General features: G+C 68.1%; 24 protein-coding genes. 17 read left to right on the forward strand and 7 right to left on the reverse strand.

The features are described from left to right. Positions 1-16: 16 nt before the first annotated feature. Together ACLJPD_RS12680 and ACLJPD_RS12685 are read right to left on the reverse strand one after the other, a co-directional pair. Complete coding sequence (locus ACLJPD_RS12680) at positions 17-715, reverse strand: class I SAM-dependent DNA methyltransferase (protein WP_410872241.1); 699 nt, start codon at positions 713-715, stop codon at positions 17-19. Between the two features lie 288 nt (positions 716-1,003). Continuing rightward, a complete protein-coding gene (locus ACLJPD_RS12685; protein ID WP_410872242.1) occupies positions 1,004-1,348 on the reverse strand; it encodes a DUF6463 family protein in 345 nt (114 codons plus the stop codon). A gap of 30 nt (positions 1,349-1,378) precedes the next feature. Here ACLJPD_RS12685 and ACLJPD_RS12690 point away from each other — a divergent pair, with 30 nt between their 5' ends. The 8 genes from ACLJPD_RS12690 (at position 1,379) to ACLJPD_RS12725 (ending at position 9,093) form a co-directional block, all read left to right on the forward strand. After that, positions 1,379-1,969 (forward strand): TetR/AcrR family transcriptional regulator, encoded by a 591-nt coding sequence (locus ACLJPD_RS12690; protein ID WP_410872243.1) that lies wholly within the window; start codon positions 1,379-1,381, stop codon positions 1,967-1,969. Between the two features lie 348 nt (positions 1,970-2,317). Next, positions 2,318-2,638 (forward strand): integration host factor, actinobacterial type, encoded by a 321-nt coding sequence (gene mihF, locus ACLJPD_RS12695; RefSeq protein ID WP_194825168.1) that lies wholly within the window; start codon positions 2,318-2,320, stop codon positions 2,636-2,638. Between the two features lie 6 nt (positions 2,639-2,644). Then, complete coding sequence (gmk, locus tag ACLJPD_RS12700; protein WP_410872244.1) at positions 2,645-3,229, forward strand: guanylate kinase; 585 nt, start codon at positions 2,645-2,647, stop codon at positions 3,227-3,229. Between the two features lie 27 nt (positions 3,230-3,256). Beyond that, positions 3,257-3,535, forward strand: coding sequence for a DNA-directed RNA polymerase subunit omega (gene rpoZ, locus ACLJPD_RS12705; RefSeq protein ID WP_056810542.1), 279 nt, complete (start codon positions 3,257-3,259; stop codon positions 3,533-3,535). Positions 3,536-3,562: 27 nt separating this feature from the next. Then, positions 3,563-4,780, forward strand: a complete 1,218-nt coding sequence (gene coaBC / locus ACLJPD_RS12710) for a bifunctional phosphopantothenoylcysteine decarboxylase/phosphopantothenate--cysteine ligase CoaBC (RefSeq protein WP_410872245.1) — start codon at positions 3,563-3,565, stop codon at positions 4,778-4,780. 215 nt (positions 4,781-4,995) lie between these two features. Beyond that, complete coding sequence (gene metK / locus ACLJPD_RS12715) at positions 4,996-6,207, forward strand: methionine adenosyltransferase (RefSeq protein WP_410872246.1); 1,212 nt, start codon at positions 4,996-4,998, stop codon at positions 6,205-6,207. Positions 6,208-6,221: 14 nt separating this feature from the next. Next, on the forward strand, positions 6,222-8,471 hold the full coding sequence (locus ACLJPD_RS12720; protein WP_410872247.1) for a primosomal protein N': 2,250 nt from the start codon (positions 6,222-6,224) through the stop codon (positions 8,469-8,471). Between the two features lie 34 nt (positions 8,472-8,505). Further along, positions 8,506-9,093 (forward strand): TetR/AcrR family transcriptional regulator, encoded by a 588-nt coding sequence (locus tag ACLJPD_RS12725; protein ID WP_410872248.1) that lies wholly within the window; start codon positions 8,506-8,508, stop codon positions 9,091-9,093. Between the two features lie 18 nt (positions 9,094-9,111). Here the strand turns inward: ACLJPD_RS12725 and ACLJPD_RS12730 are convergent, their stop codons facing one another. Continuing rightward, complete coding sequence (locus tag ACLJPD_RS12730; protein ID WP_410872249.1) at positions 9,112-9,504, reverse strand: nuclear transport factor 2 family protein; 393 nt, start codon at positions 9,502-9,504, stop codon at positions 9,112-9,114. A 42-nt stretch (positions 9,505-9,546) separates the two neighbouring features. Beyond that, a complete protein-coding gene (locus tag ACLJPD_RS12735) occupies positions 9,547-11,121 on the reverse strand; it encodes an HD domain-containing phosphohydrolase (protein ID WP_410872250.1) in 1,575 nt (524 codons plus the stop codon). 86 nt (positions 11,122-11,207) lie between these two features. Here ACLJPD_RS12735 and ACLJPD_RS12740 point away from each other — a divergent pair, with 86 nt between their 5' ends. The 6 genes from ACLJPD_RS12740 (at position 11,208) to ACLJPD_RS12765 (ending at position 17,036) form a co-directional block, all read left to right on the forward strand. Beyond that, on the forward strand, positions 11,208-11,885 hold the full coding sequence (locus ACLJPD_RS12740) for a PadR family transcriptional regulator (protein WP_410872251.1): 678 nt from the start codon (positions 11,208-11,210) through the stop codon (positions 11,883-11,885). 62 nt (positions 11,886-11,947) lie between these two features. Continuing rightward, positions 11,948-12,967, forward strand: coding sequence for an esterase/lipase family protein (locus ACLJPD_RS12745; protein ID WP_410872252.1), 1,020 nt, complete (start codon positions 11,948-11,950; stop codon positions 12,965-12,967). A 75-nt stretch (positions 12,968-13,042) separates the two neighbouring features. Beyond that, a complete protein-coding gene (gene def, locus ACLJPD_RS12750) occupies positions 13,043-13,582 on the forward strand; it encodes a peptide deformylase (RefSeq protein WP_410872253.1) in 540 nt (179 codons plus the stop codon). Beyond that, on the forward strand, positions 13,582-14,505 hold the full coding sequence (gene fmt, locus ACLJPD_RS12755) for a methionyl-tRNA formyltransferase (RefSeq protein WP_410872254.1): 924 nt from the start codon (positions 13,582-13,584) through the stop codon (positions 14,503-14,505). The genes def and fmt overlap by 1 nt, the downstream gene beginning before the upstream one ends. A gap of 766 nt (positions 14,506-15,271) precedes the next feature. Beyond that, positions 15,272-16,597 (forward strand): RsmB/NOP family class I SAM-dependent RNA methyltransferase, encoded by a 1,326-nt coding sequence (locus tag ACLJPD_RS12760; RefSeq protein WP_410873393.1) that lies wholly within the window; start codon positions 15,272-15,274, stop codon positions 16,595-16,597. Between the two features lie 94 nt (positions 16,598-16,691). Continuing rightward, positions 16,692-17,036, forward strand: a complete 345-nt coding sequence (locus ACLJPD_RS12765) for an MmcQ/YjbR family DNA-binding protein (protein ID WP_410872255.1) — start codon at positions 16,692-16,694, stop codon at positions 17,034-17,036. A 23-nt stretch (positions 17,037-17,059) separates the two neighbouring features. On the opposite strand, the gene ACLJPD_RS12770 is transcribed toward ACLJPD_RS12765, so the two are convergent. Continuing rightward, positions 17,060-17,965: an RNA polymerase sigma factor SigF gene (locus ACLJPD_RS12770; protein ID WP_410872256.1), complete on the reverse strand. Its 906-nt coding sequence runs from the start codon at positions 17,963-17,965 to the stop codon at positions 17,060-17,062. After that, a complete protein-coding gene (locus ACLJPD_RS12775; RefSeq protein WP_410872257.1) occupies positions 17,965-18,387 on the reverse strand; it encodes an ATP-binding protein in 423 nt (140 codons plus the stop codon). Before ACLJPD_RS12775 ends, ACLJPD_RS12770 begins: the two co-directional genes overlap by 1 nt. A 98-nt stretch (positions 18,388-18,485) precedes the next feature. On the opposite strand from ACLJPD_RS12775, the gene rpe reads away from it, so the two are divergent. Continuing rightward, a complete protein-coding gene (rpe, locus tag ACLJPD_RS12780; RefSeq protein ID WP_410873394.1) occupies positions 18,486-19,142 on the forward strand; it encodes a ribulose-phosphate 3-epimerase in 657 nt (218 codons plus the stop codon). 13 nt (positions 19,143-19,155) lie between these two features. Here the strand turns inward: rpe and ACLJPD_RS12785 are convergent, their stop codons facing one another. Further along, on the reverse strand, positions 19,156-19,626 hold the full coding sequence (locus ACLJPD_RS12785) for a hypothetical protein (protein WP_410872258.1): 471 nt from the start codon (positions 19,624-19,626) through the stop codon (positions 19,156-19,158). Between the two features lie 549 nt (positions 19,627-20,175). Between ACLJPD_RS12785 and ACLJPD_RS12790 the strand changes: the two genes are divergently transcribed. Then, complete coding sequence (locus tag ACLJPD_RS12790; protein ID WP_410872259.1) at positions 20,176-20,799, forward strand: riboflavin synthase; 624 nt, start codon at positions 20,176-20,178, stop codon at positions 20,797-20,799. Between the two features lie 205 nt (positions 20,800-21,004). Further along, entirely contained in the window at positions 21,005-22,249 is a 1,245-nt protein-coding gene (locus ACLJPD_RS12795; protein WP_410872260.1) for a bifunctional 3,4-dihydroxy-2-butanone-4-phosphate synthase/GTP cyclohydrolase II, read from the forward strand.

Raw genomic sequence — 22,249 nt, forward strand, 5'->3', positions numbered from 1 at the left:
GCGGCTCCGTTGCCGTTCAGCCGTCCTTGCGCCACACATACGCGGCCGAGATCGGGTGATGGCGGAAACGCTCCCACTTCGGCTTCAGCGCAACCCATTCGTCATCGATGACGCGCTCGTGCAACTCGACCAGCCGCCAACCGGTGTCCAGTGCCGCTGTGACGTGGTCGCTGATGAGGTGGACGTTGGTGGTGATGGCCACCGATTCACCGGCGTCGTCGGTGTAGTGCGTCGGCATGCCCGAGGTCATGATGAAGTGCGGGTGGAAGGTGACCAGGGCGAAGACGGCGTCGGGCGTGGCCAGCCGCCACGCCTCCCGGTACAGCGGTCGCAGATCGTCGAGGTGCTCGTCGACCAGCGAGGAGATGACGAGGTCGTAGGCCGAATCGGGGAGACCGGTGGCCGCGACATCGGCCTCGACGAGTCGGTCGTGGGCGCCACGGCGCTGCGCGACGGCGAGCATCTCCGGCGTCAGATCGACCCCGTCGATGGTCGCGACTCCCTTGCCCCGCAACCACTGTCCGGTCCGGCCCGTGCCACAACCGAGGTCGACGGCCCGGGTCACCCCATCCCACAACGGCACCCGGAGACGTTCCAGCAGCGCGATGTCCATCGCGTCCTCGACGGTCTGCTCGTAATCGGCGACCCACGCGCCGTAGCCGGTGCGCACATCCACGGTGCGGTATCCGCGTGTGTCGAAATCGCTGAACTCCATTGCGCCGAGTATTCCGGCGGCCCGCGGGATGCGAAACCTGTTTTCGCCGGTCGACAGTGACGACAGCGGCGCGGTCCCTGATCGTGAGCTGGTGACGGACTGAGGCGAGACTACGGGCCCATGTGTTGTCACCTGCCAGTCCGCGCCGTCACGAGGACCATAGCGGCCACCACCGTGGCCGTCAGTGCGGTGCCCGCCACGACTGCGGTGGCCCGAAACAGTTTCTGGCGCATACCTTTCGACGCCAGGAAGCATTCGGTCTTCTTCGGCGGATGACTCGAGGTGCTCTCAAGTCGTGACCCGCTCGTTCCTGGCCCGCCACCAGCCGAGCGCGCCGATTCCGAGGGGCAGCAGCACCGTCAGGAACCCCGACAGTGGCATGAACGCCAGTCCGAACACCGTGGCCGCGCCGAGTGCGAGCAGCACCGAGCCGGGCAGGTGTCCCAGTGCGCGCTCCAGCGCGATCATCGCGATACCGAAACCGACAGCGAGCACACCGAACTCGGTGAACCAGAACGAGAGCTGCACGTCTTGATCATCGGCGATGAACAGGGCGACGCCGAGTGCGGTGTGCACGGTCCCGATGACGATCAGCAGCGCGCCCGCGAGCGGAAATCTTGTTTTTGAATCCATATTCATAAACTGTGCCACTAGGCTGAGTCGGTGGCAAGACCCCGCCTTTTCACCGACGATCAGGTGCTCGACGCGGCCCGCGACCTGCTGGTCGACCCGGCGATCACCCGCCCGGCCATCACGGCGATCGGCACGGCCGCCGGTGTCCACTCCGGGTCGATCTATGTGCGTTTCGCCTCACGTGACGAACTACTCGCCCGTCTGTGGTTGCGGTCGATCCAGCGCTTCCACGAGGGCTTCATCGCGGCATTGACAGGTCCCGCGCCACTGCTGGCCGCCGCCACGTTTCTGCCGCGCTACTGCCGCGCGCACCCGACCGAGGCGCGGGCGATGAAGATGTTCCACCGCGACGAACTGCTCGAGGTCGGCTCCGCGGATCTGCGGGCCGCGATCGCCTGCGTCAACGATGAGATGAACGCTGCGCTGCTGACTGCCGTCCTGGCCGAATTCGGGTCCGCCGAGGATCGGTCGCTGGCCATCGCCGGCGCCGCGGTGAAGGCGATTCCGTACGGTCTGGTCCGCGATTACATCGCTCGCGCGGCCCCGATTCCGGACTGGATCGACGAGGTCGTGGCGACCGCCTCGGGTGCGGTTCTCGACGAGTTTCGGACGCGATCGTGACGACACGCTGTGCGAAATCGGACGACACGCGGGCATTTTCAGGAAATCCGCTGGTCGCGCACCACCGGGTTTGCCAGGGTGGCACCGGGCCCTCACGCTACCCGGTGGCTATCATCGCCCATATCGGTATAACCGCAGGTGGGGATGCATTTTAGGAATTCGGCGGTACGATCGTGGGGGAAGAATCAGCCGTCACCGCATCGTGTCCGCGCGCGCCATACGGCATCCGTAATCCTGCCCTGACCTGGGGGTCGGGTTCGCAATCGGCGCGCACCGTGGGTACGGTCGCACAGACCGTCCGGGTAACCGGCGGTAGATCTGGCAATGAACGATGAGACGGAGGAACCCGTGGCCCTTCCCCAGCTGACCGATGAGCAGCGCGCCGCTGCTCTGGAGAAGGCGGCTGCCGCTCGCCGCGCTCGGGCAGAGCTCAAGTCGCGCCTGAAGAGTGGTGGAACGAACTTGAAGCAGGTCCTCACCGACGCCGAGTCCGATGAGATTCTCGGCAAGATGAAGGTTTCTGCGCTGCTCGAGGCTCTGCCGAAGGTGGGCAAGGTCAAGGCGGCGGAGATCATGACCGAGCTGGAGATCGCGCCTACGCGTCGTCTCCGTGGTCTCGGTGCCCGGCAGCGCGCCGCGCTGCTCACCCGCTTCGACTTCGACGCCTAAATTCTGGTGGACAAAAACACGCGGAAGGGCCGGCTGGTAGTACTGGTCGGCCCCTCGGCCGTGGGTAAATCCACGGTCGTGCGGTGCGTGCGGGAACGCCTGCCCGAACTGGTTTTCAGTGTGTCGGCCACCACCCGGGACCCCCGTCCCGGCGAGGTCGACGGTCGCGACTACCGGTTTGTTTCCCGAGCAGACTTCGACGCGATGATCGCGGCGGACGAACTACTCGAATGGGCAGACATCCATGGGGGGTTGCAGCGATCGGGCACCCCCGCCGCCCCGGTGCGAACGGCATTGGCGAGTGGACTTTCAGTACTGATCGAAGTCGACCTGGCCGGTGCACGGTCGGTCCGGCAGGCGATGCCGGAGGCACTTCTGGTGTTTCTCGCGCCGCCGAGCTGGGAAGAACTGGTCTCGCGGTTGCGCTCGCGCGGCACCGAGACACCCGAGGTGATCGAGCGCAGGCTCCAGACCGCCCGGGTCGAATTGGCGGCCCGTGACGAGTTCGACACGGTCATCGTGAACAGCGAGGTGACTACTGCTTGTGAGCAGTTGGTATCGTTGTTCGTTAGCACAAATTCGAGTTCTTGACCCACTAACCCGCAGGAGCCACTCCTAGTGAGTACAGACATCACCGCAGTACCCGCGTACGACACCCCGATCGGCCTCACCAACCCCCCGATCGACGAGCTGCTCGAGCGCACGTCCTCCAAGTACGCCCTGGTGATCTACGCGGCCAAGCGCGCCCGCCAGATCAACGATTACTACAACCAGCTCGGTGACGGCATCCTCGAGTACGTCGGCCCGCTCGTCGAGCCGGGTCTGCAGGAGAAGCCGCTGTCGGTCGCCATGCGCGAAATTCACTCCGACCTGCTCGAACACACCGAGGGCGAGTGACAATCTCTACTCCGGAGGCGTAAGACCATGCGGATCGTCGTCGGGGTCGGCGGGGGCATCGCCGCTTACAAGGCGTGTGCCCTCGTTCGCCGTTTCACCGAGACCGGACATCAGGTGCGGGTGATTCCCACCGAGTCGGCTCTACAGTTCGTCGGTAAGGCGACCTTCGAGGCGCTGTCCGGGCAGCCGGTGCACACCACGGTGTTCGCCGACGTGCCCGAGGTGCCGCATGTCCGGATCGGCCAGGAGGCCGATCTCGTCGTCATCGCCCCCGCCACCGCGGATCTGATGGCGCGCGCCGCACAGGGGCGCGCCGACGATCTGCTCACCGCCACTTTGCTGACGGCCCGATGTCCGGTGCTGTTCGCGCCCGCGATGCACACCGAGATGTGGGAGCATCCGGCGACGGTGGCCAATGTCGCGACGCTGCGCGCGCACGGCGCCAACGTGATGTCGCCCGCGTCGGGTCGGCTCACCGGCACCGATACGGGTCCGGGACGGTTGCCCGAACCGGAGGAGATCTTCGGTCTGGCCTCGTTGCTGCTCGAACGGGCCGACGCGCTGCCCCGCGACCTGACCGGTCGCCGCGTGGTGATCACCGCCGGTGGCACGAGGGAACCTCTCGACCCGGTGCGCTTCCTCGGCAACCGCAGCTCCGGTAAGCAGGGTTACGCCCTGGCCAGGGTCGCCGCCCAGCGTGGTGCCCAGGTGACGCTGATCGCGGGCAACACCATCGAGCTCGCGCCGCCCGCCGCGGTCGAACTGGTCCACATCACCACCGCCGATCAGCTGAAAACCGCGGTCGACAAGCACGCGCTCGGCGCCGATGCGGTGATCATGGCGGCCGCGGTCGCTGATTTCCGTCCGACCCATGTGGCCGCGGCGAAGATCAAGAAGGGTGCCGACGAACCCGACGTGATCCCGCTGACCAAGAACGAGGACATCCTCGCCGGCTTGGTCGACGCGCGCACCGAGGGACGGCTCGCCGGTACCGCGATCGTCGGTTTCGCCGCCGAGACCGGTGACGACAACGGCGACGTGCTCACCCACGCGCGCTCGAAACTGGCACGCAAGGGCTGCGATCTACTCGTGGTCAACGCGGTCGGAGAGGGCAAGGCGTTCGAGGTAGACACCAACGACGGCTGGCTGCTCGGCGCCGACGGCACCGAGCAGGCCCTCGATCACGGTTCGAAGGCGCTGCTGGCCAGCCGGGTGCTCGATGCCTTGGTCCCGTTGCTGCGCTGACCGGGTAATTCGCGCCGATTTCATGCGAAAACTGTTGCGCGACAACGGTGGTCGCGCAGTGTACCGTCCGTGCGGGTGTTCGCGGGGTGGCTTGGTCCGTACTCGCCACCATGTCGGTGGTTTGGAATAGTCTTGATGAGAAGGGTTGCGCGGTAGCACCGAGAAGTTACCGTCACAAGCCGAACGAGTAACCCGTTGAGGGAGAGGGAATAACTGTGCGTACGACAGGTAGTCGGCTTTTCACCAGTGAGTCCGTGACCGAGGGGCATCCGGACAAGATCTGTGACGCGATCAGCGATTCCATCCTCGACGCATTGCTCGCGGAGGACCCGAGCAGCCGGGTCGCGGTGGAAACCATGGTCACCACGGGGCAGGTCCACGTCGCGGGCGAGGTCACCACCTCCGCCTACGCCGACATCCCGCGGATCGTGCGCGAGAAGGTCCTCGAGATCGGATACGACTCCTCCGCAAAGGGATTCGACGGCAACTCCTGCGGTGTCAACATCGCGATCGGTGCTCAGTCGCCCGATATCGCCCAGGGTGTCGACACCTCGCACGAGGCGCGCGTCGGCGGTTCCGACGACGCGATCGAGCGCCAGGGCGCCGGCGACCAGGGCCTGATGTTCGGCTATGCCACCATCGACACGCCCGAGCTGATGCCGCTGCCGATCGCGCTCGCGCACCGCCTCTCGCGCAAGCTCACCGAGGTCCGCAAGTCGGGCGTGCTGCCCTACCTGCGTCCCGACGGCAAGACCCAGGTCACCATCGAATACGACGGTGACCGCCCGGTCCGCCTGGACACGGTCGTCATCTCCACCCAGCACGCCGCCGATATCGACCTGGACAACCTCCTTGCTCCCGATATCCGCGAAAAGGTCGTCGACGCCGTCATCGGCGATCTGAACCTGCCCAGCCTCGACACCTCCGATATCCGGCTGCTGGTCAACCCCACCGGCAAGTTCGTCCTCGGTGGTCCGATGGGCGATGCGGGCCTGACCGGCCGCAAGATCATCGTCGACACCTACGGCGGCATGGCCCGCCACGGTGGCGGCGCGTTCTCCGGCAAGGATCCGTCGAAGGTCGACCGCTCGGCCGCCTACGCCATGCGCTGGGTCGCCAAGAACGTCGTGGCCGCGGGCCTGGCGGATCGCGTCGAGGTGCAGGTCGCGTACGCGATCGGCAAGTCGGCCCCGGTCGGTCTGTTCGTCGAGACCTTCGGCACCGAGAAGGTCGACCCGGCCCGCATCTCCACCGCCATCTCCGAGGTCTTCGACCTGCGCCCGGGCGCGATCATCCGCGATCTCGACCTGCTGCGCCCGATCTACGCGCCGACCGCGGCCTACGGTCACTTCGGCCGCACCGATGTCGACCTGCCCTGGGAGCACACGGACCGCGCCGACAAGCTGCGCGCGGCCGTCGGCCTGTAATACCCACGGACCGCGTGGCAGCGGACGAAACATCGACAGCAGCGGGACACCCCATAGCGAGGGTGCTCCCGCTGTTGTCGCCTGCCCACCTCGACCGCGACTTCGACTACCTCGTGCCCGCTGAGCTGGACGAGATCGCGCAACCGGGAGTGCGGGTGCGCGTCCGGTTCGCCGGTCGGCTCGTCGACGGATACCTGCTGGAACGTCTCCCGCACAGCGACCACAACGGCAAGATGATGCCGCTCGAGCGGGTAGTCTCCGCGGAACGCGTTCTCACGCCGGAAGTGCTGCGCCTGGCGACTGCTGTGGCCGCCCGTTACGCGGGCACGCGCGCCGATGTTCTTCGCCTGGCGATTCCGCCGCGCCACGCCCGTACCGAAACCGGCGGCGCGAAGAAGCCCGCTGTCGTGAAGAAGCCGGCGCGTTCGGCGGCTGGAGTTGTTGATACCGCCGATGATTCGACGTCCCCGCCGACCGAGTCGGACGCTGCCGATGCGCACGGTGTGGGCGGCTCCATCGACGCGAACGACTCGGCCGCGGGGGGTTCGGGTGGCGTCGGCGACTCGGTCGCGGAGTTCAGCGGGGTGGCGGGGGGCACGACGGAGACGACGGCCGCGGAGATCCGGGTCGAGCAGATATCGAACGTTGCAGCGGAATCGCGCATCGAGGTCGACGCGTCGGCCTGGGGTCGGTATGCGCACGGGATGGGGTTCGTCGATGCGCTGGCACAGGGTAGGGGTGTGCGGGCGGCATGGCAGGCGTTGCCGGGGGAGGACTGGGCGGCGCGGTTGGCGGAGTTGGCGGCGACGGTGGTGGTCGCTGGTCGCAGTGCGGTCCTGATGGTGCCGGATCAGCGGGATCTCGATCGGTTGCTCGCCGAATGTGTTGCGCTGGTGGGTGATTCGGCTGTCGGGTTGTCGGCGGGCTTGGGGCCGGCGGCTCGGTACCGGCGATGGTTGGCGGTGCTGCGGGGGCAGGCGCGGATCGTGGTGGGGACGCGGGCGGCGGTGTTCGCGCCCGCCCGGGATCTCGGGCTCATCGCGATGTGGGATGACGGTGACGACACCTACGCCGAGCCGCGGTCGCCGTATCCGCATGCCCGTGAGGTGGCGATGTTGCGCGCGCACGAGACGGGGGCCGCGTTCGTCGCCGCCGGTTTCGCGCGGACGGCCGAGATCCAGGCGGTGGTCGAATCAGGTTGGGCGCGTGACCTTCTCGCGCAACGTCAGGTGCTGCGTGAGGTTACGCCCAGAATCAGCGCGCCGGGTGACAGTGACTACGCGCTGGAGCGGGATGCGCTGGCACGGTCGGTGCGGATGCCCGGTGTGGCGTTCGCGGCTGCCCGCTCGGCGATCAAGGAGAACGTGGCTGTGCTGGTGCAGGTACCGCGGCGTGGGTATGTTCCCTCGCTGGCCTGTGCGAAGTGCCGGACGCCTGCGCGCTGTCGGCACTGCAACGGTCCGTTGGCATTGCCGCACTCCACCCATGGCGAAGCGGCCAGTCCGCAATGCAAGTGGTGTGGGATCACCGAGGCGGCGTTTCGTTGTCAGGCTTGTGGTGGGCGAGCCCTGCGGGCGACGGTGATCGGGGCGGCTCGGACGGCCGAGGAACTCGGTCGTGCGTTCTCCGGGGTTCCCATTCGCGCTTCGGGGGGTGGGGAAATGCTCGACACCGTCGAACCCGGCGCCCAGGTTGTCGTCGCGACGGTCGGCGCCGAACCTCTCGTTCCCGGCGGCTACGGGGTGGCGCTGTTGCTCGACGGATGGGCCCTGCTCGGTCGCGCCGACCTGCGCGCGAGCGAGGACACCCTGCGTCGCTGGATGGGTGCGGCGGCCTTGGTCCGCCCCCGTGGCCAGGTCATCGTCATGGCCGAACCCGCTCTGTCGACCGTGCAGGCGTTGGTCCGTTGGGACCCGGTCAATCACGCCGCCGCCGAGCTCGAGGCTCGAACCGAAGTGGGTTTCCCGCCGGCGGTGCGGCTGGCGGCGGTGGACGGGACTCCCACTTCGATCGCCGAATTGCTCGACGCCGCGACGCTGCCCGAGGGCACCGAGATCCTGGGACCTGTTCCGTTGCCACCTACGGCTCGTAAGCCGTTCTCCGGCAACGACTCTCCAGCTGAAGTCGAGCGGATGCTGTTGCGGGTGGCTCGGTCCGATGGTGCCCCGCTTGCCCGTGCGTTGACCGCGGCGCAGGCGATTCGGAGTACGCACAGGTCGGATGCGCCGTTGCGGGTGCAGATCGATCCCGTCGATATCGGGTGATCGGCGTGCGCGCCCACTGTCTATAGTCAGTTGTATGACTGAATCGGACGCGCAGGTCAGGCCCAAGATCGGGAAGCGGGAACGCCTGGTCGCGGCGGCGATGCGCGTGTTCTATCAGCAGGGCATCGAGAAGACGACGATCGCCGACATCGCTCGCGAGGCCGACGTGCCGGTCGGCAATGTCTACTACTACTTCAAGACCAAGGACCAGTTCATCGCCGCGGTCATCGAACTGCACGCACAGGTGCTGGCGGGCGCTGTCACCGAGCTCGCGGAGCTGCCGGGTCCAGCCGAGAAATTGAAGGCGATGGTGCGCAGCTGGGTCGAACAGCGGGAGATGGCCGCGCGATTCGGTTGCCCGACCGGCTCACTCGCCGCCGAACTCGACAAGCGGGAGGACGCCTTCGGTGGGGAGCCGGCCCGGGTGATCGGGCTGCTCGTGGAGTGGGCGCGTGAGCAGTTCGCCGAGCTGGGCCGCACCGACGCCGACGAACTGGCCATCGCGTTCGTCGCCGCCTACCAGGGCATCTCCCTGCTCACCAATACCTTCCGCGACCCGGAACTGATGGTCACCGAGGGCGCACGGTTGGAGCGGTGGATCGACAGCTTGGCCCAGGAGTGACGCGGTAGCCAGGCGTGCTCAGTCGGCAGGCTGCCAGCCCGAGCACAAGAGATCGATGCCGGTGATGGCGTCGTTGTCGGTGGTCAGAAAGACCCGCTGGTCGGCCAGGCGTGGGCTGCCGTTTGCGGGGCGCATGCGGACCAGCCAGTGCATCGCGAGCTTGTCGCCGATACGTTCACGGCCGGAATCGACGACAGTGAAGTCGTCGGGCCCGCCGAACCAGCCGCGGAAGCGCGCGATCGCCGGGTCGGGGCCGACTTCGGTGAACGGGCCGGGTGGGATCAGGCCGCGCAGCGTGACGCCGGGGGCGAGGTAGGACGCCATGGCGGCGAAGTCGCGCCGGATCAGCGCGGCGAGGAACAGGTCGGCGACCGGAGTGGTCGTCCGCGGGGTGGGGGTCGAAGTAGTCATGGGAAAAGTTTGCGACCTGCCCGAATCCCGGACATCGGGTGATCACCCGATCTTTGCCGCCTGATCCTCGTCGGGTAACAGGCCGTGGCGCATCGCGAACACCGCGGCCGAACCACGGCTGTGCACACCGATCTTGGTGTAGATGTGCTCGACATGGCTGCCCGCCGTACGCGGGCTGATGCCGAGAGTCCGGGCGATTTCGCGGGTCGACCGGCCGCGCACCAGCAGGCCGAGAACGTCCAGTTCGCGGGCGGTGAGGCCGGCGATCTGCGCGCGCTTGCGTGGTCGTCGGCCCTGGGCCGCGGCCAACACTGCCGCGACGGCGTCGCCGTCGAGTCTTCCCGCGGTCACTTCGGCGCGCAGGACCACGGCCCGCTCGTCGGGATCGATGGCTGGTCGGTGCGGGCGGTCCTCGCCGAGCGCGCGAAACATCTGCGCGGCAGCGAGAATTCGCGCGGCGGGCGGCAGCATCGACCCGGTGAGCCCGCGCGGATACCCGGACCCGTCCATCCGTTCGTAGACCATCGAGGCCGGTCCGGCGAGCACGGCCAGGTGTGGGCTGCGTGCCAGCACCCGCTCGGTCAGATACGGGACCATCCGCACCCGTTCGCGCTCGGACGCGGTCAGTGGTCCCGGCTTGTTCCAGATCCCCGTCGAGACGCCGATGGTGCCGAGGCGGCACACCAGGGCCGCGCGCCGCACGGTCACCGCCTGATCGGCGGGCAGGCCGTACTCGCGGGCCGCGGCGGCGGCCAGGTCGGCGACACCACGCGAATGTCCGAGGAACCAGGTCGCTTTCGCGTCGGAGTAGTCGGCGAAGACGGTGAGAACGTCGGTGAGTTCGTCGTCGGGAATCGGCCTGTCGAGTGCCGCGCAGCCGTTGATCACCTCCTGCCAGGCATCGACGCGGTCCAGCCCGTCGAGCAGGGCCCCGTCGCGGCGGGTGCACAGTTCGACCAGTGCCGGGTCGAACTCGGTTCCGCTGCGCGACAACAACATTCGCACCGCCACGTCCACGCCGCCCACCCGCGCGTGGACTTCGGCGTCGTCGGCGATGTGCACGACGCGCATCACCGGAATGATCGCGTCACCCCGCAGCCCACCGGGAACGCCGTGGCCGTCCCAGCGTTCGAAAGCTTGCGGCAGCGCGGCTTTGACGGCATCGGGCAGGTCGAGGCGTTCGGCGATATCGGCCGCGGTGCGGCAGTGGGTGAGGAAAGAGTCCATCGTGTCGCGCACCCCGCCCGCGAGGAATCGGCCGGTCACCGAGATCCGTCGGAGCGGCGAAGCGCCTTCGGCGAGGTGTCCGAGCAGAAACGCCATCATCGGCAGCCCGGTCTTGTCGATGTCGTAGCTGTCGGCACGGATCCGTAGATCGTCACCGAACCAGCGCGCCATCTCGGGGGAGTCGGCGACGCAGCCGACCCAGGCCAGCAGCGAGACGTAATAGGCGGCGGCGCGATCGGCCTGCGACAGTCCCGCGGCTTTCGCGAGCCGGACGGCGAGAACGGTCTGGCGCAGGACATGTTCCTGCGGCTGGCCGAGCCCGAGGTCGGTGGCCAGTGACAGCGAGGCGACGAGTTCGGCGAGCCGAAGGGGTCGGGGCGGGTCCGTCACGAATTCAGATTACTCCTTGCGCTCGATGCATTGCCGATATATCGTCGATAGTGTCAAGAACAACGAGAGAGCCACAGGAGGCTGTCATGCAGAACCAAGAACAACGAGAATTCGGACACTTCCGGCGCGGTCGCGGACCGGGCCCCAGGGAATTCGGTCCCGATCGCCAGCAGTTCCGCCACGGCGGGCGACACGGGCACGGCCCCGAGTTCGGACCCGGCTTCGGCCCGGGTTTCGGACCGGGATTCGGTCCCGGTTTCGGTCGTGGACGCGGCCGCGGCGGTCGTGGCAGGCGCGGTGACGTGCGCGCCGCGGTGCTGCTGCTGCTCGTCGAACGACCCATGCACGGTTACGAGCTGATCCAGCAGATCCGCGACCGCAGCGACGACATCTGGCGTCCGAGCCCGGGGTCCATCTACCCGGCATTGGCCCAGCTGGAGGACGAGGGCCTGGTGCTCATCGAGAAGGTCGCCGGTCGCAAGACCGCCCAGCTCACCGACGAGGGCAAGACCTATGTCGAGACCCATCGGGAGGATCTCGGTGACCCGTGGGCCGAGGTCAAGCAGGATGTCGGCGCCCAGGCGCTGGACTTGCGCGGTCTGGTCGGACAGGTGATGGGCGCGGTCGGTCAGGTCGCCCAGGTCGGCACGGCGCAGCAGGCGGCGAAGGCGGCCGAGGTGCTCGCCGAGACCCGTCGGGCGCTCTATCGCATCCTCGCCGAGGACGATGTCGCTGCCGAGGATGACGCAACCCCCGAGAAGTGAGGGCATCGTGAACGGCCTTCTCGGCGTGCGGTTGTCGGACCCATGCAGTAAATGTTTGGGATATGGAACAACTGGGAACGTTGTGGGGTTGGGGAATTTCACGATTGCGAGGCGCGGTGTCGGTCACGGCATTCGCCTGCACGGCGGTGATCGGTGTGTCTTTCGCGCCGATCGCCGCCGCTGAACCGGTGGGCTATCGGCCCGCTGTCATTCCGATGGAGGCGGGTCCGGCGCAGTTCGATCACCTGGATGCCGCCCATTACATCACTGCCCATCCGAACTCGGTTCCGGTGGGCCTCAACAACTTCGGGTGTATTCCGAGCGCCGAGCATCCGCGGCCGATCGTCTTGGTGCACGGCACCGACTCGAGCGCGTACTCCGACTGGGCGGGAATCGGCCCGCAGCTGGTGTCGGCCGGCTACTGCGTCTTCGCGCTGAACTACGGCGGGGCGCCGGGCGCCGACACCTACGGCACCGAGGACATGCGGATCAGTTTCGCCCAGCTCGCCCAGTTCGTCGACGATGTGCTCGTCGCGACGAAGGCGACCAAGGTCGATCTGGTCGGGTTCTCGCAGGGGGCCAATGTCAGCCGGTTCTACGTCAACAAGCTCGGCGGGGCGCCGAAGGTCGGGACCTGGGTCGGCCTGGCCTCACCCAGCTACGGCGGGGTGATGTACGGACTGGTGCCGGTCGGGCAGGCCATTCCCGGAATGATGGCTGTCTTCGCGAAGGTCACCTCCACGGCCGCGGTCCAGCAGGCGCAGGGCGAGCCACTCATGGTCGAGCTCAACGCGGGCGGCGACACCGTGCCCGGTGTCCGTTACGTCACCGTCGGCACCCGGGTCGACGAGATGATCCAGCCGTTCTCGAACGTGGCATTGCGCGGCGCGGGTGCGGAGAACATCGTGCTGCAGGACGAGTGCGCGCAGGACATGACCGGCCACTTCCACCTGGTCTACGACCCGTTCGTGCAGCAGCTGCTCCAGCGCATCCTCGACCCGGTCCGGGCACCCGCCCCGATCTGCACGCCGGTCCCGCTGGGCACCGGCATCCCCGAGGTGATCATCGCGGGCAACTCCTGACGGGCGGGCCGGACGGGAGCGCCTCGCGGGGTCACTAGACTGGGACGACCGCATTCGTCCTTCCCGGGAGCCGCCGTGACCATTCAGCCCGTTCGCCTGTTCGGCGACCCGATCCTGCGCTCGCGTGCCGACGCGGTCACCGAGTTCGGATCCGACCTCGCCACGTTGGTCGCCGACCTCACCGAGACCATGCACGACGACGGTGGGGTCGGGATGGCCGCGCCGCAGATCGGGGTCGGGCTGCGGGTGTTCGTCTACGACACCGGCGATGCCGCGGGTCACGTGGTGAATCCGGAATGGTCGGCGATCGGTGCCGACGAACAGGTCGGTCCCGAGGGCTGCCTGTCGATTCCCGGTGTGCGTTACGACGTGCGCCGGGCATCGCGCGTTCGGGTCACCGGGGTCGACGTCACCGGTGCGCCGGTGGAATTCGAGGCCGACGGTCTGCTCGCCCGCTGTGTGCAGCACGAACACGATCACCTCGACGGCGTGCTGTTCATCAACCGGCTCGAGCAGGCCGACCGCAAGGACGCGATGCGCACCATCCGCGAATCCGACTGGTTCCGCGGCGGGATCACCGTGCGCGAATCCAGCGGTGTGGGCGGTGGTCGCTGATGCGCGTAGTTTTCGCAGGCACGCCGGAACCCGCGGTGCCGTCGCTGCGCCGGTTGATCGAGAGCGAAGGCCACGAGGTCGTCGCGGTCGTCACCCGGCCCGACGCGGTCGCGGGCCGTGGCCGCAAGATCACGCGCTCGCCCGTGGGGCAGCTCGCCGATGAACACGGTATCGCGGTGTTCACGCCGAGCAAGCCGTCCGATCCCGAATTCGTCGCCGCGCTCACCGAGCTCGCGCCGGACTGCTGCCCGGTCGTCGCCTATGGTGCGCTGCTGCCGCAGCACGTGCTCGACATCCCCGCGCACGGCTGGATCAATCTGCACTTCTCGCTGCTGCCCGCCTGGCGTGGGGCGGCCCCGGTGCAGGCTGCCATCGACGCCGGTGACGACATGACCGGCGCGTCGACCTTCCTGATCGAAGCGGGCCTGGACACCGGACCGGTGTACGGGGTGATGACCGAGAAGATCGGGCTCACCGACACCGCGGGCGAACTGCTCGCCCGGCTCGCCGAGGCGGGCGCCGTGCTGCTCGAGAAGACGCTGGACGGCGTGGAAGACGGTTCGCTGCAAGCGATTCCGCAATCTCACGACGGCGTGACCTACGCACCGAAGGTGACCGTGGAAGCGGGTCGGATCGGTTTCGACGAACCCGCACTCGCTATCCACCGCCACATCCGCGCTGTCACCCCGGCACCCGGCGCGTGGACCGAGGTGAACGGGCTGCGCCTCAAACTCGGCCCGGTGGAAATGGTGGAGGAAACCTTGCCCGAACGCGAGATCGAGGTGCGCAAATCCGGCGTCTTCGTCGGAACATCGACCACGGCCGTCCGCTTGGGGCAGGTCCAACCGCCCGGCAAGAAAATGATGAACGCCCTGGACTGGGCCCGCGGCGCCCGTCTCGCCCCCGGCACGGTGATCGGATGAGCGAGCGCAGCGAGCGGATGGACACAGCCGCCATGGCGGTCATGCCGGAGCCGAGCGAGGTGCAGGCATGAGCGCCTCCGATCGTCGCCGTCGTCGGGAAGCCGACGCCGCGAAGGGCGTGAGCCCCCGCGAGGACCGCAAGCCCACCGGGAAGACCGGCGATCCGCGCGGCGGCAGCCCCCGCGACGACCGCAAGATCACCGGCAAGAACGTCGACGGCGGTTGGGCCGCCCGCGCCGCGAAGGGCACCACCACCCCCCGCGCGGACGGCGACCGGTGGACCGGCCGCGACGACCGGGGTGGCTCCGATCGCCCTCGTCGCGACGACCGCGACGGCGGCACCCGACCCGGCAGCCCACGCCGCGCGGATGACCGCCCTGGTTTCGCTCGCGGCGCGCAGAGCCGTGACGCGGGCAATCAACGCGGTGACGCGCCGCGATCCAGCGCGCCGCGATCCAGCGCGCCGCGCCGCGAAGACGACCGTCCCGGGTTCGGTGGGAACGACCGGGCGCAGGGACGTGACTCGGCTGACCAGCGCGGTGATCGTGGGTCGACACCACGCGCGGGCGCGGCACGTTCCGGTGCGGGACGATCCGACCGTGGCGCGTCGCGTTCCGATCATGGTGCGCGAGAGGGAGATTCGCGCGGTCGTGGCCCGGATGGCCGCGATGCCGGTGCGGGACCTGCGGGCAAGGGCGCCACTGCGCGTCGACCCGAGCGTCCCGATCCCACGGTGCCCAGTCCGCGCAAGCGGCGCGGGGAGCCCGTGGATCCGGCACGCGAGGTTGCCCTCGATGTGCTGCGGGCCGTGCGTGAACGCGACGCCTATGCCAACCTCGCGCTGCCGAAACTGTTGCGCGAGCGCAAGATCAGTGGGCGCGACGCGGCCTTCGCGACCGAGCTCACCTACGGCGCCAGCCGTTCGCAGGGGCAGCTCGACGCGGTGATCTCGGCGTGCGCGGGCCGTCCGGTCGATGAGATCGACGGACCCATCCTCGATATCCTGCGCCTCGGCGTCTACCAGCTGCTGCGGACCCGCACCAGCGCGCACGCTGCCGTCGACACCTCCGTCGACCTGGCCAGCGCCGAATTCGGCCAGGGCCGTGCAGGTTTCGTCAACGCGGTGCTGCGACGGGCAGGGGAGAAGACCCACGAACAGTGGATCGCCGAGCTGGCACCCACCGACCCGGTCGGCAAGCTCGCCTTCGAACATGCGCACCCGAAGTGGATCGCCCAGTCCTTCGCTGACGCGCTCGGCGCCGAGGCGGGCGAGCTGGACGCACTCCTGAGAGCCGACGACGAGCGTCCGGTCGTGCACTTGGTCGCCCGGCCCGGCGAGATCACCTCCGAAGAACTGGCGCTGGTCACCGGCGGCGAAGAAGGCCGCTGGTCGCCGTACGCGGTGTATCTCGACGGCGGCGACCCCGGTCGGCTCGAACCGGTCCGCGACGGCATCGCCGCCGTCCAGGACGAGGGCAGCCAGCTGGTCGCGCTCGCCCTCACCCGCGCCCCGCTGGAGGGCGAGGACACGGGTCGCTGGCTCGATCTCTGCGCAGGTCCCGGCGGTAAGGCTGCCTTGCTCGGCGCCCTCGCCGCGATCGACCTGTTCACCGTCGACGCCGTCGAACCGGCCGAACACCGCGCTGAGCTGGTCCGCAAATCCACCCGCAACCTGCCCGTCACCGTGCACGTCGCGGACGGTCGCGACAGCGGTCTGACCCCCGGCTACGACCGCGTCCTCGTCGACGCGCCGTGCACCGGCCTCGGTGCCCTGCGCCGCCGCCCCGAGGCGCGCTGGCGTCGCACTCCGGCCGACGTGGCGGAACTGGTCACCCTGCAGCGCGAACTCCTCACCGCCGCATGGGATCTGGTGCGTCCGGGCGGTGTCGTCGTCTACTCGACCTGCTCACCGCACCTGGCCGAAACAGTGTCGGTGGTCGCCGATTTCGTCCGCCGCACCGGCGCCGAGGAACTCGACAGCCGCGAACTCCTGCCCGGCGTCACAGATCTCGGCGACGGCCCGTCCGCGCAGCTCTGGCCGCACCGCCACGGCACCGATGCCATGTTCCTGGCGACCTTGCGCAAGAAGTAGCCGCGACGAAACGACGGCGCCGTTCCCCGCACGGGGGACGGCGCCGTTCCATTTGTCCAAGCGGCAGGCGTGCGCCGAGGCGGAGAATCGACGCATGGCGATGACGTGGGATCAAGTGGTGGCGATGGCGACAGCGCTGCCGGGTGTGGAGGAAGGCACCTGGTGGCGTAGCCCGGGCCTGAAGGTCGGCGGAAAGGGTTTCGCCCGATTACGGGACGAAGCCGAAGGCGGCCTCGCGCTGCTCTGTGAGCCCGCGGAGAAGGAGGCGCTGCTGACCTGTGGCGACCCGACCTTCTACACGACCCCGCACTACGACGGGCACCCGTACATCCTCATCGACCTCGACGCGGTCGACCCGCAACAGCTCGCCGAGCTGATCGACAGTGCCTGGTGGCTGCGCGCACCCGCGAAGCTGCGGCGCGCACGGCAAGGCGCCTAGGACTCCGTTGTCCCAGTCGCGCGTCAGTCCCGTTCGGACAATTCGCGCAGGCGCGCAAGGGTTTTCGCGAGAATTCGGGACACGTGCATCTGCGAGATCCCCAGCTGTGACGCGATCTGCGTCTGCGTCATCGACTCGAAGAACCGCATGGTCAGAATGCGGCGTTCGCGCTCGGGCAGGCCCGCCAGCAGCGGCCGCACCGCGATGTACTCCTCGACCCGGTCGAACTGCGATTCTTCCTCGCCCAGGGTGTCGAGCAGCGATGCGTCGCTGTCGCGCCCGATGGACGCCGCGTCGATCGACGTCGGTTGATAGGCGTTGCCCGCGATGACGGCCTGGGTGACCTCGTCGGGGTCGACGTCGAGTTCGGCGGCGATCTCCTTGGCGGTGGGGGAGCGCCCCAACCGCTGCGACAGCTGATCCACCGCCGCACCGATGCGCAGGTGAGTTTCCTTGACGCGCCGCGGAACCCGCATCGCCCAGGTGTTGTCGCGGAAATACCGCCGGACCTCGCCCATGATCGTCGGCACCGCGAAGGACAGGAAATTCGAGCCGCGGCTCAGATCGAACCGATCCACCGCGTGCACCAGACCGACGCGCGCCACCTGCGACAGATCGTCGAACGGTTCACCGCGCCCGCTGAACTTGCGCGCGATGTGGTCGGCCAGCGGAATGCAGCGGTTGATCAGCGCGTCGCGCGCCACCGCGTGCGCCACACTGCCCGGCTCGGTCGCCGCGAGACGCTCGAACAGCGCACTGACGTCGTCGTAGCCGGACACCGGTTCCGGGATTTCGGTGTCCTCCTCGAGGGTTTCCTGCTCGAGGGCTTGCTTGTCCGGTTCAGCCTTCTCCGATTCCGGCGCAGTGATGTCGGTTTTGTCGGGTTCGCTGAGGTTGTGCTGGTCGGGCCGGGTGTCCTCGCCGTGCACTACGCCTTCCCCCGGACCCGACGGAATCGGACCGTCGTCGGATACCCGGACGCGGTCGCGTCGAAGTCCTGCTGCTCGGCGGTCACGTCGTCGGCGAGCGTGCGCAGCACATGCCACCCGAAGCTGCGTTGATCCGGCATGCCCTGCGACGCCGCGACGCCGTCGACGCGCACCTGCAATTCGCTGTCGCCGACGAGGAATTCGCAGGTGAGCAGCGTATCCGGGCCGGCGATCGCGATGATCGTCGAGCACACTTCGTCCACGGCCAGGCGCACATCGGCCACCTCGTCGAGGGTGAAATCACTGAGTAGTACCAGTGTTTCGGCCAGTCCGCGCACGATGGGCAGTTGCGTCAGCTGTGCCGCCACACGAATCTCCACCGGGGCGCCGAAGGGCCCATGTTCCGCCGAAAAATTGGTCACCCTGAGAAGGCTACCCATAACCCGGCAGGGCAATCACCATTCGGTCGCTACACTGACGCGCTGTGTCCACTCCGACGTTCTCTCGTCCGTCCCAGCCGATGATCGCCCCGTCAATCCTGTCCGCGGACTTCGCGAATCTGGCCGCCGAGGCCGCCGCGGTACAGGGATGCGACTGGCTCCACGTCGATGTCATGGACGGCCACTTCGTGCCGAACCTCACACTGGGTCTGCCGATCGTGCAAAGCCTGCTGAAGGCCACCGACATCCCGTTCGACTGCCATCTGATGATCGACGATCCCGGCCGCTGGGCGCCGGGCTACGCCGAGGCGGGCGCCTACAACGTCACCATCCATGCCGAGGCGACCGATGATCCCATCGCGGTGGCGCGCGACATCCGCGCCGCGGGTGCGCGAGCCGGGCTGTCGGTGAAGCCGAACACCCCGATCGAGCCGTACCTGGAAATCCTGCGCGAATTCGACACCCTGCTGGTGATGAGCGTGGAACCCGGTTTCGGCGGGCAGTCGTTCATTCCCGGTGTGCTGGACAAGGCGCGGATCGTGCGCAACCTGGTCGACTCGGGTGAACTGCGTCTGGTCGTCGAGATCGATGGCGGCATCAACGAAGACACCATCGAGCAGGCCGCCGCGGCCGGGATCGATTGCTTCGTGGCCGGGTCGGCCGTCTACAACACCGCCGATCCCGGTGCCGCCGTGCAGACGCTGCGCAACCTGGCCACGTCGGCCTGGTTGCTCTAGTTACCGGCGCGAATTACAGGGAGCGCAATTTGCGGGTGCCCAGCGCCCGCGCCGCGTCGATGACTGCCTGCACCGGCGGCCGCTGGTCGCCGGATTCGGGTGCCTGCACCCAGGTGCGGTAGCCGGTGCGCTCGTCGTCGGGGGAGGGCAGCACGATCTGGCTGCCCGCGCAGGCGACGGTCGCGTAGAGGCGGAACAGCTCGGCGGAGGCGGTCGCGGTGACGGAATCGGGTCGGCACGGGCCGGTGAGGAACGTCCAGCGCCGGGCGCGGGGGTGATCGACGACCGGACCCGCGATCGCGGCCTCGCGCAGCCGAGCGAGCACCCGCTCGCCCAGATCACCGGGCATCGTCACCGCGCCGTAGTGCGCGCCGATCTGGAGCAGAATGCGGCGGGAATCGACATCGATCTTGGCCGGTAGGTGCAGCTCGCGCCGATAACGCACGCAGCGCATTTCCAGCGTCGAATCGATCAATGTGCTCACGCGGCACCCCCACATATAGCGAACCTGTTGTAACCCACAGTGTTGTCTTCCTGGAGTGGTGGACTATCCCTGGGGCGAACTCCCGGCAGCCGCAGTGCTCCGGGCGATGATGTCGGGAGAACCCGCAGTTCCAGGGCCCGACATCTGATTGAACAGCAGGAATCGTTGACGTAACAATGTTGCGTCAATGGCGCGACGGGCGCAAGCATTCCACTCACCGTGTTTCCAGTTCGTGATGGCGGGTATTACCAGGTTAAGGCAGCCGGATGAATGCGGGGAAGCGGTTCGCCGAAAATTGGATCGAACGTCAACCGCCGTATTGATTAACGGCGGTGTTGCGTCATGTCGATGCCCCTTCGCGGCCGAATCGATGCCTCCTGATCGCTGTCGACGGCCGCGTGCGGTGCGGCGGTCGGGTTCGGCCCCCGCCCCGGGCTCACCGGTCGCGCTACTAGGCTGTGCGACGAGCTGGGCGGCCGCGCGGGAATAGCGGCCACCTACCTGCTGTTGGGCCCAACGGGTACGGATGACGCGACAAGGGAGTCAGGCATGTTCACAGGGATCGTCGAGGAGCTCGGCGAGGTCGTGGCCACCGAAGCGCTGACCGACGCCGCCCGGTTGACGATCCGCGGCAAGCTGGTGACTTCCGATGCCGGACACGGCGATTCAATCGCCGTCAACGGCGTCTGCCTCACCGTCGTCGACGTGGTCGACGGCGACAGCTTCACCGTCGATGTCATGGACGAGACGTTGCGGCGTTCGAGCATCGGCGGCTTGGTCGCCGGATCGCCGGTCAACCTCGAGCGCGCGGCCGCACTGAACAGCCGCCTCGGCGGCCACCTCGTGCAGGGCCATGTAGACGGCACCGGCACCGTTGTGCGCCGCACCCCCTCGGAGAACTGGGAGGTCGTGCGGATCTCGCTGCCCGATTCCATCGCGCGCTATGTGGTGGAGAAGGGTTCGATCACCGTCGACGGCGTCTCCCTCACCGTCTCCGCGTTGGGCATCGACGACGAACCGCATGCCGACGGAACCCGCGACTGGTTCGAGGTCTCCCTGATCCCGACCACCCTCGCCCTGACCGTCCTCGGCACCGCCCCCGTCGGCGCCACCGTGAACCTCGAGGTGGACGTCATCGCGAAGTACGTAGAACGCCTCGCCCAACGAGGCTGAAACCGATCGGCGCCGGGCCTCACGAAACACCCGGGGACCACGCCGTAATGTAGGAAGTCATTGCCGTCCCCAAGGAGTTTCTCGGCCGCCTCGATCTGGATTGACCAGAGGGTGCGACGAAGGAGTGCCCGCCGGGAGGGAAGATTGAGGCCCACCGGGCCGAGAACCCGCGGCGCCAGCCGCCGAAATTACGGAGCAAGCAGACGTGACCAGGTTGGACAGCATCGAGCGCGCGGTCGCCGATATCGCGGCGGGCAAGGCTGTTGTCGTCATCGACGACGAGGACCGGGAGAACGAAGGCGATCTCATCTTCGCGGCCGAGAAGGCCACCCCGGAGCTGGTCGCGTTCATGATCCGCTACACCTCCGGCTACATCTGCGTGCCGTTGACCGCCGATGACTGCGACCGTCTCGGCCTGCCGCCCGCCTACGCGATGAATCAGGACAAGCACGGCACCGCCTACACCGTCTCGGTGGACGCGCGCGAGGGCATCACCACCGGTATCTCCGGTGCCGATCGGGCCGTCACCATGCGACTGCTGGCCAGTGCGCAGGCCAAGGCCGACGAGTTCACCCGCCCCGGCCACGTGGTGCCGTTGCGCGCCAAGGACGGCGGCGTGCTGCGCAGGCCCGGCCACACCGAGGCCGCGGTCGATTTGGCCAGGATGGCCGGTCTGCGGCCCGCCGGCGTGATCTGCGAGATCGTCAGCCAGAAGGAAGACGGGCACATGGCCCGCACCGACGAGCTGCGCGTGTTCGCCGACGAGCACAACCTGGCGATGATCTCGATCGCCGACATGATCGCCTGGCGGCGCAAGCACGAGAAGCATGTCGTGCGAGTGGCCGAGGCCAGGATTCCGACCGCGCACGGCGACTTCAAGGCCGTGGGTTACCAGAGCATCTTCGACGACGCCGAGCACGTCGCGCTGGTGCGCGGCGACATCGGCGACGGCGAGGACGTGCTGGTGCGCGTGCACTCCGAATGCCTGACCGGTGATGTCTTCGGTTCGCTGCGCTGCGATTGCGGCCCGCAGCTGGACGCGGCGCTCGAGATGGTCGATCAGGAGGGTCGCGGCGTTGTCCTCTACATGCGCGGGCACGAGGGTCGTGGCATCGGCCTGATGCACAAGCTGCAGGCCTACCAGTTACAGGACACCGGCCGCGACACCGTCGACGCCAATCTCGATCTCGGCCTGCCCGCCGACGCCCGCGACTACGGCACCGGCGCGCAGATACTGGTCGATCTCGGTATCCGCTCGATGCGCCTGCTCACCAACAATCCGGCCAAGCGGGTCGGCCTCGACGGCTACGGCCTCACGATCACCGATCGCGTCCCGATGCCGTTGCGCGCCAATGCCGAGAACCTGCACTACCTGCGCACCAAGCGGGATCGGATGGGCCACGTTCTGGTCGGCCTCGACGATCTCGACCTGGGCGAGACCGCGCAGTGA

Source organism: Nocardia sp. A7 (assembly GCF_046549215.1).
Taxonomy (GTDB): Bacteria; Actinomycetota; Actinomycetes; order Mycobacteriales; family Mycobacteriaceae; genus Nocardia.

Bases quoted from the DNA above. Each gene is read 5' to 3' on its own strand.
- ACLJPD_RS12680 (WP_410872241.1), bottom strand. From the start codon at position 715: ATGGAGTTCAGCGATTTCGACACACGCGGATACCGCACCGTGGATGTG.
- ACLJPD_RS12685 (WP_410872242.1), bottom strand. From the start codon at position 1,348: ATGGATTCAAAAACAAGATTTCCGCTCGCGGGCGCGCTGCTGATCGTC.
- ACLJPD_RS12725 (WP_410872248.1), top strand. From the start codon at position 8,506: ATGACTGAATCGGACGCGCAGGTCAGGCCCAAGATCGGGAAGCGGGAA.
- ACLJPD_RS12745 (WP_410872252.1), top strand. From the start codon at position 11,948: ATGGAACAACTGGGAACGTTGTGGGGTTGGGGAATTTCACGATTGCGA.
- ACLJPD_RS12790 (WP_410872259.1), top strand. From the start codon at position 20,176: ATGTTCACAGGGATCGTCGAGGAGCTCGGCGAGGTCGTGGCCACCGAA.
- coaBC (WP_410872245.1), top strand. From the start codon at position 3,563: ATGCGGATCGTCGTCGGGGTCGGCGGGGGCATCGCCGCTTACAAGGCG.
- fmt (WP_410872254.1), top strand. From the start codon at position 13,582: ATGCGCGTAGTTTTCGCAGGCACGCCGGAACCCGCGGTGCCGTCGCTG.
- ACLJPD_RS12765 (WP_410872255.1), top strand. From the start codon at position 16,692: ATGGCGATGACGTGGGATCAAGTGGTGGCGATGGCGACAGCGCTGCCG.
- rpe (WP_410873394.1), top strand. From the start codon at position 18,486: ATGATCGCCCCGTCAATCCTGTCCGCGGACTTCGCGAATCTGGCCGCC.
- ACLJPD_RS12740 (WP_410872251.1), top strand. From the start codon at position 11,208: ATGCAGAACCAAGAACAACGAGAATTCGGACACTTCCGGCGCGGTCGC.
- ACLJPD_RS12730 (WP_410872249.1), bottom strand. From the start codon at position 9,504: ATGACTACTTCGACCCCCACCCCGCGGACGACCACTCCGGTCGCCGAC.